This is a genomic window from Kitasatospora sp. NPDC059747 (assembly GCF_042732955.1).
Lineage (GTDB): Bacteria > Actinomycetota > Actinomycetes > Streptomycetales > Streptomycetaceae > Kitasatospora.
The window spans coordinates 1-12,178 of the sequence record NZ_JBHWGV010000092.1 but is presented as its reverse complement, the minus strand read 5'-3'; the positions used below and the strand labels follow the sequence as shown (position 1 = coordinate 12,178).

Genomic DNA, 12,178 nt, shown 5'->3' with positions numbered 1-12,178 from the left:
CGCGACCTACCCCGCGCCCCGCGGGCGCTGCTCCGCCCCCGCCCCCCGCGCGTGCCGGGCCGCGGGGCGCACCTCCGCCGCGGGGGGGGGCGGCGGGGGGCCCCCCCCCCCCCCCCCCCTCGGCGTATCTTGAGCCGCATGCCTCCCAAGTCCCGCACGTACCAACCGCAGAAGGTCCGCGCCGCGCTGGCCGCCCAGACCGGGGCGCTGCGCGCCGCCGTGCGCGGCCTCACCGCGGAGCAGCTGGACCTGCCGACCAGGCTGGGGAAGTGGACCGTCCGCGAGCTGCTCGCGCACCTCGCCGTCCAGCTCGACTTCGTCCCCGCGCACCTGGACGATCCGCTCCAGGGGCGCCCGCCGCTGGACCTGACGGGCTGGGTGGTGGCGGTCGGTACGGTCGCGCCGCTGCTGGACGAGCAGGCCGGGGAGCGCGCCGCGGCGGACTTCGCCGGGTCCCCGGCCGCGGTGGCGGAGGCCTTCGGACGGGCCGCCGACGCGCTGACCGGACTGCTGGAGCGGCCCGAAGCCGCCGACCCGGCACGGCGGTTCGAGATCCGGCTCGGCTCGATGACGCTCGCCGACATGCTGGTCACCCGGCTCGTCGAGACGGTCGTGCACGCCGACGACCTGGCCGACGCCCTCGGCTCCGACGCCTTCCCGCACGACCGCCAGGCCGTCGCCGCCGTCACCCGGCTGCTCGCCGACACCCTCGCGGCCCGGGCCCCCGGCGGCGCGGTCGAGCTGCGGATCCCGCCGTACGCCGTCGTGCAGGCCGTCGAGGGCCCCCGGCACACCCGGGGCACCCCGCCCAACGTGGTCGAGACCGACCCGCTGACCTGGATCCGGCTCGCCACCGGCCGCACCGCCTGGGCCGCGGCGGTGGACGCCGCCGCGGTCTCGGCCTCGGGCGAACGCAGCGACCTGAGCGCGTACTTGCCGGTCCTCGGCTGATCCGGCGGCTCTTCGCCCCAGGGCGTGTCTTTCGGATCAGGCCGGGTGCCGCGACGCCAGGGCACGCGCCTCGCTGCGTTGTCGTCGGTCGCCGATGCTCCGCATGGACTCCCTCCTCCGCCTTGCGATGCACGCACCCTGACGCCGCGGCCCTCCGACCTGAGCCGAAAGACACGCCCTAGCGCAGCTGCCCCGCCAGGGCCTCCGCGGCCTTGCGGAGGCCCTCACCGGTGTACGTCCGGTCCGGGGTGTCGCCCGCGGAGTCCTCGGACAGCATCAGGACGATGTCGCCCTCGCCCTTCGGGGCCAGCCGGGCGAGGGCGGCCGTGTCCGCCCCCGGCACGAGCACGGTCTGTCCGGGGCCCGGCTGGTGGTCGGCCAGTTGCCGGAGCTGGCTGACCGAGGCACGTGCCCGGCTCTGGATGCGCGGCAGCAGGAGGTTGACGGCCACTCCGGTCTTCGGGACGGCGAACAGCTCGACGGCGAGCGAGCTCCCGCCCGCCCGGTACGCGCAGGTGATGTCGGCGTTCGGGGGAGTGGCCGGGATCGACGGCATCTCCGGCGGGTGGGTCGCGCCCGTGGGCCAGGGCTGGGGCGGGCGGCCGTCACCGACCTCGCCGTCCACGGCGGACCCGTTGCCGGTGTCCGGGCCGACCGCGTCGGGGAGCCCGGCCGCCTTGAGGGCCTTGCCGAGGTCGAGGCCGAAGGGGCAGGTGTTCTGCCGGTCCTGGTGCAGCTTCTGGGCGGTGGCGCGGACGGTGTCGTACGAGAGCGCGCCGGGACCGGCCACGCCCGCGGGCGAGGACGAGCAGGCGGCGGTGCCGAGCAGGACCCCGGCGGAGGCGAACACGGCGGTGAACGTGCGGCGTTGGGCAGCGGTCATGCTCGCAGGGTAGGGCGCGCTCATCGCGGGCGCGCGCCTACTCCGTCCCGATCCTGTTCCGGTGCACGGGCTTTCGCGCCGGTCACGGCACCGAGGGCCCGCCCAGGTACGTCCCGTCCGCCGAGTACGGCCAGGCGTTGGGGGCGCAGCCCTTGAGGCCGTAGATCTGCTGCATCATCGCGGGCGCCGGCTTGCCGGGGCCGGGGCAGGTCTCGTGGCCGTGGCCGATCCGGTGGCCGACCTCGTGGTTGACGATCAGCGCCCGGTACTCGTCCAGCGGGCCGTCGAACTGCGGTGAACCGGTGTTCCAGCGCTTGGCGTTGACGATCACCTGGCTGCCGACGTCGCAGTTCACCTCGCCGTGGGTGTCCAGGCCGGCGGCGCCGCAGAGCCGGTCCACGGTGGCGGGTGAGGCGATCTTCACGGTGAAGTCGTACGGGCCGCTCGCGACCAGCTGGAAGCCGTTCTTGCGGTCGCTGGTCCAGCCGCGCTTGTCGCCGAGGATGCCGTGGATCTGGGTGGCGGCGGCCGTCGGGTCGATCCCGATGCCGTCCTCGACCTCGACCCGGTAGCGCCGGATGTTGCCCTTGCCGACCGGCTGGGCGGTGGCGGGGGCGACCGTGAACGTCCCGGCCCCCTTGGCGGGGCCGGGGTCGGACGCGGTGGGAGTCGGAGTCGGCGTGGGTGTCGGGGTGGCCGTCGGCGTCGGCGTCGGGGTGGGCGTCGGGGTGGCCGTCGGAGCGGGGGCGCTCAGCTCGGCCGCCGGCACGACCCGCGCCTGCGTCGTCGGCCCGGTCGCGGGCGCGGCGGAGTGGCGGCTCATCAGCACGACGACCGCCGTGGACAGGACGGCCACCGAGGCGACGAGCGCGATGAGGAGCGCGGGGCCCATGCGGCGACGCGGCGGGCGGCGTCTGCGGCCGGAGCGGGCACTCCTGCGCGAGGCGGTTCGAGCTGCGGGCACGCTCGACACCCTGACATGGAGAACGGGTGAATGTCCACATACCCGGTATGCAGCTTTCCGCCCGGTCCGGTCACCCGACGGCGGTTGACCCCTGCGGCTCGGATGGCAGACTGCACTCCATGGCGATTCACCGGAATCTACTCGACGGCCCCGAACCGACCCACCTCCCCGAGGACGAGCAGCCCTACCGCATGCTCGCGGAGGAGTCGGCGTCGCCGACCCAGGTCGCGGCCGACTTCCCGACCTTCTGCCTGGCCTGGGCCATGCTCGCCGACGACGCGTTCGCGGCCGGCCGCTACGTCGAGTCGTACGCCTACGCCCGCACCGGCTACCACCGCGGCCTGGACGCGCTGCGCCGCAACGGCTGGAAGGGCCACGGGCCGGTGCCGTGGGAGCACCGCGGCAACCGCGGCTTCCTGCGCTGCCTGGCGGCGCTGGCCCGGGCGGCCGGCGCGATCAAGGAGACGGAGGAGGAGGCCCGCTGCTGGCAGTTCCTGAAGGACAGCAGCGAAGAGGCGTACGAGGCGCTCAAGCAGTAGCCGGCCCGTCCGGTGTGAGTGCGTGAGCCTCCGAACGCGTGAGTGCCCCCGGTGGACGGACCACCGGGGGCACCGACGTTCGCGCCGCCGGGACCGGCGCCGCTACCGGGCTCACTTCAGGCGGTTGCCCGCCGAGCGCAGCTGCTGCGCGGCCTCGAGCACGCGGGAGGCCATGCCGGCCTCGGCCAGCTTGCCCCAGGTGCGCGGGTCGTAGGTGTTCTTCTTGCCGACCTCGCCGTCGACCTTCAGCACGCCGTCGTAGTTCTGGAACATGTGCGCCGCGACGGGGCGGGTGAAGGCGTACTGGGTGTCGGTGTCGAGGTTCATCTTCACGACGCCGTTCTCCAGCGCGGTGGCGATCTCCTCGGCGGAGGAGCCCGAGCCGCCGTGGAAGACGAAGTCGAACGGGTCGGCCTTGCCGTACTGCTTGCCGATCGCGTCCTGCAGCTCGCGCAGCAGCTCCGGCTTCAGCACGACGTTGCCCGGCTTGTACACGCCGTGCACGTTGCCGAAGGAGGCGGCCAGCAGGTAGCGGCCCTTCTCGCCCAGGCCCAGCGCCTCGGCGGTGCGCACGGCGTCGTTGACGGTGGTGTACAGCTCGTCGTTGATCTCGTGGGTGACGCCGTCCTCCTCGCCGCCGGTCGGGGTGATCTCGACCTCAAGGATGATCTTGGCGGCGGCGGCCTGGGCGAGCAGCTCCTGGGCGATCTCCAGGTTGTCGGCCAGGGTCTCGGCCGAGCCGTCCCACATGTGCGACTGGAACAGCGGGTTCAGGCCCTTGGCGACGCGCTCGGCGGAGACCGCCAGCAGCGGACGGACGTAGCCGTCCAGCTTGTCCTTCGGGCAGTGGTCGGTGTGCAGCGCGACGGTGATGTCGTACTTGGCGGCCACGATGTGGGCGAACTCGGCCAGCGCGACGGCGCCGGTCACCATGTCCTTGTTGTGCTGGCCGCCCAGGAACTCCGCGCCGCCGGTCGAGATCTGGATGATGCCGTCGCTCTCGGCCTCGGCGAAACCGCGCAGCGCGGCGTGCAGCGTCTGCGACGAGGTGACGTTGATGGCCGGGTAGGCGAACTTGCCCGCCTTGGCCCGGTCCAGCATCTCGTTGTAGACCTCGGGAGTTGCGATGGGCATGCGATCCGCTCCTGTCGGGTTGCGGCGTACGGACGGTGCTGTCCGACGCTGGGTACGCCTTCGTGACGACTCCGGGGTACCGGCCGCCGATGCGCGGCTCTGCGGGTCCGGCACACCGGTACCAAGGTTCGGGGCGACCACCGCGGCAGACAACGAGGGTGTTTTGCGACCGCGGACCGGACGCCTGTGTCATCTTCCCAGACTCGTGCTCGCAGGTCAGCAGGAGCCCGCCAGTCGGAACGGCGCCCGGGGGGGCGTACGCGGAGACCGCCCGCAAGGTACGACCGCTATCCTGCGCCCGTGGACTACAACCAGCTGGCCGTCAACCTGCTCGACGCCAAACAACTGATCTCGTCCCTCGGCGCCATCGGGCTTCTCGCGATCATCTTCGCGGAGACCGGCCTGCTGGTCGGGTTCTTCTTCCCGGGCGACTCGCTGCTGATCATCGCCGGCGTGGCCGCCTCGAACGCCGCCTCGTCGGTGCTCGGCGACGGCGCCAAGCTGCCGATCGCGCTCCTGCTGACCGGAGCCCCGATCGCGGCGATCGCGGGCGCCCAGCTCGGGCACCTGATCGGGGCGAAGGTCGGACCGAGGATGTTCGACAAGCCCGAGTCGAAGATCTTCCGCCGCGAGTACGTGATGAAGGCGGAGGAGTACTTCACCAAGTTCGGACCCGGCAAGGCCGTCGTGCTCGCGCGCTTCATGCCGATCGTCCGGACCTTCCTCAACCCGGTCGCGGGCACCCTGGAGATGCCCGCCCGGACGTTCTTCCTGTGGAACGTCATCGGCGGCGTGCTGTGGACCGAGTCCATGCTGCTGATCGGCTACTTCTTCGGTGACGCGCTCGCCCCGGTGATCGACAAGTACCTGATCCCGGCGGTCCTGCTGATCGTCCTGCTCTCGATCTCGCCGATCCTCATCGAGGTCCTGCGGGAGCGCAAGAAGAAGAAGGCCGGCGGCGGCGTGGAGGCCGTCGGCGACACCGCGCAGAGCGCCGGCGGGCGCCACCGGCGCGGCTGAGCGCACACCGGCGGAACGGCGGAGGGGCCCGGTCCTTGTTCCACGTGAAACACGTGGGACGGGACCGGGCCCCTCTGACGTTCTCGGGGTGCTGCGGGGATGCTGCGGGGGTCCTGCCGGGCGGACTACAGGCCCAGGTCGGCCGCGGTGTAGGCGGTCACGTACGGCAGGCCCTGCGCCTCGACGGCGGCGGCGCCACCGCGCTCGACGATCACCGCGACGCCTACCACCTCGGCGCCCGCCTCGCGCAGCGCCTCGACGGCGGTCAGCACCGAGCCGCCGGTGGTGGAGGTGTCCTCGACCGCCAGCACCCGGCGGCCCTTCACGTCCGGGCCCTCGATGCGGCGCTGCAGGCCGTGCGCCTTGCCCGCCTTGCGGACCACGAAGGCGTCCAGCGTCCGGCCGCGCGCGGCGGCGGCGTGCAGCATCGAGGCGGCGACCGGGTCGGCGCCCAGGGTCAGCCCGCCGACGGCGTCGTAGTCCAGGTGCGAGGTCGCGTCCAGCATCACCCGGCCGACCAGCGGGGCGGCCTCGCCGTCCAGCGTGATCCGGCGGAGGTCGACGTAGTAGTCGGCCTCCTTGCCGGAGGAAAGGGTGACCTTGCCGTGCACGACGGCCTTGTCCTTGATCTGTGCCAGCAGGGCGTCGCGGTCGTTGCTCATGAGCGTTCAGTCTAGGGCCCGACCCGCGGCGCCCGCCCGCCGGGCAGCAGCGAGTCGGCCCGCGGCCCGAGGACCTACTTGCGGCGCAGCGCCCGCACCAGCACCACGGCGCCGCCCAGCAGGGCCACCCCGCCGCCGATCACCCACGGCACCGCGCTGCGGCCGCCCGGGCCGGGCACCACGATCCCGCCGGCGTCGCCGCCCCAGCGGGACGCCGCGCGTGCGCGTGCGCTGCGGGCCGGCAGGGCGGGCGCGTAGCGGCCGCGCGGCGGGGCGTGGTCGACCTCCTCGGCGGAGCGGCCGACGATGCTGCGGCGCACCGGGCCGGTCAGCACCGGCTCCTCCTCGTACTCGAACGGCAGCTCGGCGGGCAGTTCCTCGGCCACCGCGTCCTCGTGCTCGTCGGCGCCGCCGGTGGGGAGGCCGAAGCGCTCGGCGTCGGCGTCGGAGAAGGCGATCAGGTCGGAGAGGTCGTCGTCGAGGTCGTCGCCGGGGTGGTCCTGGTGCTCCTCGATGAACAGGACGCTGCCCCCGTCCTCCGTTCCGTCCGTCTCCTCCGTCTCCCTCGCTTCCTCCGGTGCCTCGTCCGGTGCCTCGTCCGGGGAGACGAGAGCCGCGGCGAACCGGTCCAGCAGGCGGCGGCCGGTGGCGGCGAGGGTCTCGTCGTCGCACTCGGCGAGGCGGCCGGTGGCGCTCAGGTCGCCGGTGAAGCGGACCACGGCGGTGCCCTCATCGGCCCCGGCCGCGACGCTCACCCGGACGGTGGCCGTCGCCTCGCCGGTGCCGCGCGCCTCCTGGCCCTCGGCGAGCACGGTCAGCACGCCCTCCCGGCCCTCGATCAGCGACAGCACGCCCTTGTACGTGATGGTGGAGCCGCCGATCCGCACCCGCAGCCGGCCCGCGATCTCCTCGGCCGGCCCGCCGCCGACGGCCGTCGGCTCGGTGCTCAGCCCCGGGACACTCCGGGCCAGCACGGCCGGATCCTGCAGCGCCTGCCGCACCAGCTCGGCAGCCATCGGGACGACAACCTCATGCTCCATGCCACGGAGCCTACCGACCCAACCGCACCCGGTCCCCACCTACCGCCCACCCGTTTTCCCCACCCCCGCCGAACACCCCCCCACCCGCACCCGCACGCCATTCGGCCATACGTGGTCCGGCTCACCCGCCCCGGCACCGTGATCCGGTCGCACTCCCGCAGGGAGAGCGGCCTGCACGGGAAGTCGATCCCGCCGACTTCTTGTGCGGCGGCGGCGTCGGATGCCCGTGCTGTTGGGCGGCGCTGGAAGTCGACCTCGCCGACTTCCTGTGTGGTGGTGGCTTTGGGCGCTTGCTCTGCCGGGCGGCGCTGGAAGTCGACCTCGCCGACTTCCTGCGTGGCGGTGGCTTTGGGCGCCTGCCCTGCTCGGCACCTGTGGCTTCGGGGGCGGGGTTGTCCTGGCATCTGGTGCCGCTTGCGCTGGAAGTCGACCTCGCCGACTTCCTGTGCGGCGGCGGCTTCGGGCGCCCGTGTTGCTGGCTACTTGTGGCTTCGGGGGCGCGTTCGTCGGGGGCGGGGTTGTCCTGGCATCTGATGCCGCTTGCGCTGGAGGTCGGTCCTGCCGACTTCTTGTGCGGCGGCGGCGTCGGATGCCCGTGCTGCCGGGCGGCGCTGGAAGTCGGTCCCGCCGACTTCCTGTGCGGTGGTGGCTTTGGCCGCCTGCCCTGCTCGGCACCTGTGGCTTCGGGGGCGGGGTTGTGCTGGCGCCTGGTGCCGCTTGCGCTGGAAGTCGATCCCGCCGACTTCTTGCGCGGAGGCGGCGTCGGATGCCCGTTTTGGCGGGCGGCGCTGGAAGTCGATCCCGCCGACTTTCTGTGCGGCGGCCGCTCTCCGTCGTGGTCAGCGGGGGCCCAGCAGGCTGAGGGCGGCTGGGGGGTGGGTGGGGCGGAGGGCGGTGAGGCGGGTGGCCGAGGTGTGCAGGGTGGCGGTGGTGAGGGCGCGTGGGGGTGGGGCGTCGGTGGCGAGGGCGAGTGGCGGTTCGGCGTCGGAGGCGAGCAGGAAGTCCTGGGTGCCCTCCGCCGCTCCGGCCCGGCAGCTCGCCGTGGCGCTTCCCTGGACGGCGTACGGGACGGTCCGCAGGCCGGCCGCCCTGAGCCCGGACTCGGTCTGCCAGAGCCCGTGCCCCTCGGCGCCGGCCCGGACGGCGATGCGGCCGCCGGGGGCGAGCAGCCGGGTGGCGAGGCCGTAGAACTCCTGGGAGTGGAACTTGACCGGCCCGCCGTCGTCGGGGGCCGGCAGGTCGGCGACGACGACGTCGTACGGGCGGTCGTCGGGGGAGCGCCGCAGCCATTCCAGCGGGTCGGCGGCGGTGGTGCGGACCCGGGGGTCGTCGAGGGAGTGCCCGGCGAGGGCGGCGAGGCCGGGGTCGGTGCGGGCGAGTCCGGTGAGGGTGGCGTCGGGTTCGACGACGTGCACCGTGCGGACCCCGCCGTGCCGGAGGACCTCCCGCAGGGCGAGCCCGTCGCCGCCGCCGAGGAGCAGCACGCGGGCGTCCGGTCCGGCGGCCATGGCGGGGTGGACGAGGGCTTCGTTGCGGCGGTACTCGTCGGGCCCGCAGACGGCGAGCCGGCCGTCGAGGTAGAGCCGGAGGGGGCCTTCGGCGGGCCCGGTGAGGACGATCTCCTGCTGGCGGCTGTGCGTGGCGTAGCGGACCCCGGGGCCGTAGAGGGCGTGCCGGGCGGCGTCCTCGATGGCGTCGGAGCCGGCGGCGGCGCCGGCGAGGAGGGCGAGGACGAGACCGCCGACGGCCCAGAGCAGCAGTCGTATCCGGGGGGCCGGTTCCTCCCGGAACAGCCAGAGCACGACGGCGGCCCCGGAGACGGCGTTGACGGCGCCGGTGACGAGGGCGCCGGTGCCCGGGCCGAGGCCGGGGAGGATGAGGAACGGGAAGGCGAGGCCGCCGATGAGCGCGCCCACGTAGTCGGCGGCGAAGAGGTCGGCCGCGGCCCGGCCGGCGTCCTCGCGGCGGATCCGCTGGATGAGGGTCATCAGGAGCGGGATCTCGGCGCCGATGAGGACGCCGATCAGGCAGGTGAGGCCGACCATGGCGGCCTGGTAGCGGCCGATCCAGGCCCAGCAGGAGTAGAGGGCGAGGACGGAGAGGCCGCCGGTGAGGGCGAGGGCGCACTCGACGAGGGCGAAGGCGGTGGCGGGGCGGCGGGTGAGGCGCTTGGCGAGCAGTGAGCCGAGTCCCATCGCGAAGACCATGACGGAGAGCACGACGGAGGTCTGGGTGACGGTGTCGCCGAGCAGGTAGTCGCCGAGCGCGACGAGTTCGAGTTCGTAGACGAGTCCGCAGGCCGCGCAGACGAACGCGGCCAGCAGGACGGTGAGGCGGGCCAGCCGGGGGCGGGAGCGCAGCCGGGACCGGCGGCGGGCGGGCAGCGGGGTGAGGTTCCGCCCGGGCCGGGGTGGGCTGTCGTCGTCGAGGTCGACGCCCGGGTGCGTGGGCGGACCGGCTGGATGATTGATCACGAACAAACGCTAGGGGACGTGCGGGACGGATAGCTGCACCCATCCGACGGACAGTGCGGGACACCCGGTTGACGAATCGTTCCTGCGTGCGATTCAAGGGCTATGGCGGGTTCGTCGCCGCCCACCGGGCCGATGTGGTTCACGGCTGCGCGAGCACGAGCGAGGAGCGGGTGCAGACCAGCTGCCCCTCCTGCGGATAGGCGTGCCAGGTGCGCCAGAGCAGCCGGTCCGCGCCGCCCTGGGTGACCAGTGCGGTGAAGGCGCTCGGGTCGCCGGGGAAGATCCCGGCCAGGCCGCGGGGGTGGCCCTCGACGAGGGCGAGGAGCTCCTGGGCGCGGGCCGCGAAGTCGTGCGGCGGGAGGACCTCGATCCGGGCGGCGAACTCGTACTCCCAGCCGCCCACCTGTTTGGCCACCCGGGCGGGCAGCGGGGTGCGGCGGCCGGGCAGGCAGGCGACGGTCTCCAGGCACTCGCCCGGGCCGGCCGCGATGACCACCTGGTGGGAGGCGCCGAGCAGCCGCAGCTGGAGGGTGCCGGTCGTGCCGGGGCGGCCGTTGCCGTCGAGTCTCAGGTCGCGGACCGCGAGAGCGGGCAGCGGGTCGCCGCCCAGGCACCACGCCAGGTCACCGGCGCGGGTGTCCGTGTAGGAGGTCTGCAGTGTGGTGAGCATGCTCGGCTCCGCGTTTCAGCTCCGTGCGCGCCCGCCGAAGCAGCAGCGACTAGGCCTAGGCGATTGGCGAGGCTGTTCGTGGCTGTGCGGCGCTGGGCGCGGCCGACCGTGGAAGGAAGGATTCCGGCTGGAGATTCAGCAGCAGAGAAGCATGAATACGCCGGGTCCGTCGGTGATTTACCCAACTTTGTCAAGCATTCACCGTTTCGAGCACACCTGCTTCCCGGCTCTGATCGACCCGGTGTGCGAGTTTGCACAGCGTGCGCCCCATGCTCCGGGTTGTGCGCCGTGCGCGCGGGTTGTGCGCGGTCCGCGCGCCCGAATGCGCCACCGCCCGCCGGGTGGTGGATCCGGCGGGCGGCGGGGCGTGCCCGGGAGGCGGGGGAGGTTGCCCCACGGGCATCAGCTGATATCAACGAGGCTTATATGGAAGGCGAGTTGACGAATCATCAGCTCTCTCCCGCGCGGTCTCCTGCCTCCCGAGTGCCTGTCGACGGGAGGTCAGAGCCGCTGGAGCCGCGCGACGGCCTCGGTGAGCACGTCGTCCCGCTTGCAGAAGGTGAAGCGGACCAGGCTGCGGCCGGCGTCCGTGTTGTCGTAGAACACGGCGTTGGGGATCGCGACGACGCCGCAGCGTTCGGGCAGGGCCCGGCAGAACTCGATGCCGTCCTTCTCGCCGAGCGGCGTGATGTCGGTGGTGATGAAGTACGTGCCTTCGGGGCTGAAGACGCGGAAGCCGGCCGCCGAGAGCCCCTCGGCGAGCAGGTCGCGCTTGCGCAGCAGGTCGGCCCGGAAGGTGTCGAAGTACTCGTCGGGGAGGCCGAGCGCCTCGGCGACGGCGTACTGGAAGGGGCCGGCGCTGACGTAGGTCAGGTACTGCTTGGCGGTGCGGACGGCGGACACGAGGGCCGGGGCCGCCGTGACCCAGCCGACCTTCCAGCCCGTGAAGGAGAAGGTCTTGCCGGCCGAGGAGATGCCGACGGTGCGCTCGCGCATGCCGGGCAGGGCGGCGATGGGGTGGTGGGTGGCGCCGAAGACGAGGTGCTCGTAGACCTCGTCGGTGATCACCAGGAGGTCGTGCTCGACGGCGAGGGCGGCGATCGTCGCGAGCTCGTCGGCGGTGAGGACGGTGCCGGTGGGGTTGTGCGGGGTGTTGAGGAGCAGGAGGCGGGTGCGCGGGGTGATCAGGGCGCGCAGTTCGTCCAGGTCGGGGCGGAACGCGGGCGCCCGCAGGGTGAGCGGCACGCGCGTGGCGCCGGCCATGGCGATGCAGGCGGCGTACGAGTCGTAGAACGGCTCGAACGCGATCACCTCGTCGCCGGGCTCCAGCAGCGCGAGCAGGGCGGCGGCGATGGCCTCGGTGGCGCCGGCGGTGACGAGCACCTCGGTGTCCGGGTCGTAGGCGAGGCCGTAGAAGCGCTGCTGGTGCTCGGCGATCGCGGTTCGCAGCTCCGGGATGCCGGGGCCGGGCGGGTACTGGTTGCCCTTGCCGGTCAGCACGGCGTCCGCGGCGGCCCGGGCGATCTCGCGGGGCCCGTCGGTGTCCGGGAACCCCTGCCCGAGGTTGATCGAGCCGGTGGCGGTGGCGAGGGCGGACATCTCGGCGAAGATCGTCGTCCCCATGCCCGCCAGCCTGCGGTTCAGCAGCGGCCTCGTACCCATCACGGTCCTCCCACGTCGTCGTCGGCCCCATCCTGGGGCAGCCGGGGGCCCGGGACAAGGACGGGGCCCCCCCCGGGGGGGGGGGGGGGGGCCGCGGCGGGGGGGGGGGGCGGGCGCGGCGCGCGGGGGGGGGCGCGCCGGCCGGGCCCCCGGCCCGAGCTCCCCCCCGAAAGGCCCCC

Annotated in this window: 11 protein-coding genes; 3 read left to right on the top strand and 8 right to left on the bottom strand. The window is 73.7% G+C overall.

Features of this window, described 5'->3' with window-relative positions:
- Positions 1–138: 138 nt before the first annotated feature.
- Positions 139–951 (top strand): sterol carrier family protein, encoded by an 813-nt coding sequence (locus tag ACFV4G_RS31585; RefSeq protein WP_380445544.1) that lies wholly within the window; start codon positions 139–141, stop codon positions 949–951.
- A gap of 178 nt (positions 952–1,129) precedes the next feature.
- Here the strand turns inward: ACFV4G_RS31585 and ACFV4G_RS31580 are convergent, their stop codons facing one another.
- Both ACFV4G_RS31580 and ACFV4G_RS31575 read right to left on the bottom strand, forming a co-directional pair.
- Positions 1,130–1,834 carry a hypothetical protein gene (locus tag ACFV4G_RS31580; RefSeq protein WP_380445543.1) on the bottom strand — a complete coding sequence of 235 codons (705 nt, stop codon included), beginning with the start codon at positions 1,832–1,834 and terminating at the stop codon, positions 1,130–1,132.
- Between the two features lie 82 nt (positions 1,835–1,916).
- Positions 1,917–2,726: a DUF3152 domain-containing protein gene (locus ACFV4G_RS31575; protein WP_380445542.1), complete on the bottom strand. Its 810-nt coding sequence runs from the start codon at positions 2,724–2,726 to the stop codon at positions 1,917–1,919.
- A gap of 191 nt (positions 2,727–2,917) precedes the next feature.
- Here ACFV4G_RS31575 and ACFV4G_RS31570 point away from each other — a divergent pair, with 191 nt between their 5' ends.
- Positions 2,918–3,337, top strand: coding sequence for a DUF3151 domain-containing protein (locus tag ACFV4G_RS31570; protein ID WP_380445541.1), 420 nt, complete (start codon positions 2,918–2,920; stop codon positions 3,335–3,337).
- 111 nt (positions 3,338–3,448) lie between these two features.
- On the opposite strand, the gene fbaA is transcribed toward ACFV4G_RS31570, so the two are convergent.
- Positions 3,449–4,471 carry a class II fructose-bisphosphate aldolase gene (fbaA, locus tag ACFV4G_RS31565; protein WP_380445540.1) on the bottom strand — a complete coding sequence of 341 codons (1,023 nt, stop codon included), beginning with the start codon at positions 4,469–4,471 and terminating at the stop codon, positions 3,449–3,451.
- A 300-nt stretch (positions 4,472–4,771) separates the two neighbouring features.
- Between fbaA and ACFV4G_RS31560 the strand changes: the two genes are divergently transcribed.
- Entirely contained in the window at positions 4,772–5,491 is a 720-nt protein-coding gene (locus ACFV4G_RS31560; RefSeq protein WP_380445539.1) for a DedA family protein, read from the top strand.
- A gap of 125 nt (positions 5,492–5,616) precedes the next feature.
- Here the strand turns inward: ACFV4G_RS31560 and pyrE are convergent, their stop codons facing one another.
- The 5 genes from pyrE to ACFV4G_RS31535 all read right to left on the bottom strand — a co-directional run bounded on the left by pyrE (position 5,617) and on the right by ACFV4G_RS31535 (position 11,999).
- Positions 5,617–6,153 (bottom strand): orotate phosphoribosyltransferase, encoded by a 537-nt coding sequence (gene pyrE, locus ACFV4G_RS31555; protein WP_359970438.1) that lies wholly within the window; start codon positions 6,151–6,153, stop codon positions 5,617–5,619.
- Between the two features lie 74 nt (positions 6,154–6,227).
- Positions 6,228–7,193, bottom strand: coding sequence for a carbon monoxide dehydrogenase (locus ACFV4G_RS31550; RefSeq protein WP_380445538.1), 966 nt, complete (start codon positions 7,191–7,193; stop codon positions 6,228–6,230).
- Positions 7,194–8,032: 839 nt separating this feature from the next.
- The gene (locus ACFV4G_RS31545) at positions 8,033–9,667 is read right to left on the bottom strand and encodes a polyamine aminopropyltransferase (protein ID WP_380445537.1); all 1,635 of its coding nucleotides are present in this window, start codon (positions 9,665–9,667) and stop codon (positions 8,033–8,035) included.
- Between the two features lie 139 nt (positions 9,668–9,806).
- Complete coding sequence (locus ACFV4G_RS31540; RefSeq protein ID WP_380445536.1) at positions 9,807–10,337, bottom strand: DUF2617 family protein; 531 nt, start codon at positions 10,335–10,337, stop codon at positions 9,807–9,809.
- 501 nt (positions 10,338–10,838) lie between these two features.
- Complete coding sequence (locus tag ACFV4G_RS31535) at positions 10,839–11,999, bottom strand: pyridoxal phosphate-dependent aminotransferase (protein WP_380445535.1); 1,161 nt, start codon at positions 11,997–11,999, stop codon at positions 10,839–10,841.
- Positions 12,000–12,178 lie beyond the last annotated feature (179 nt).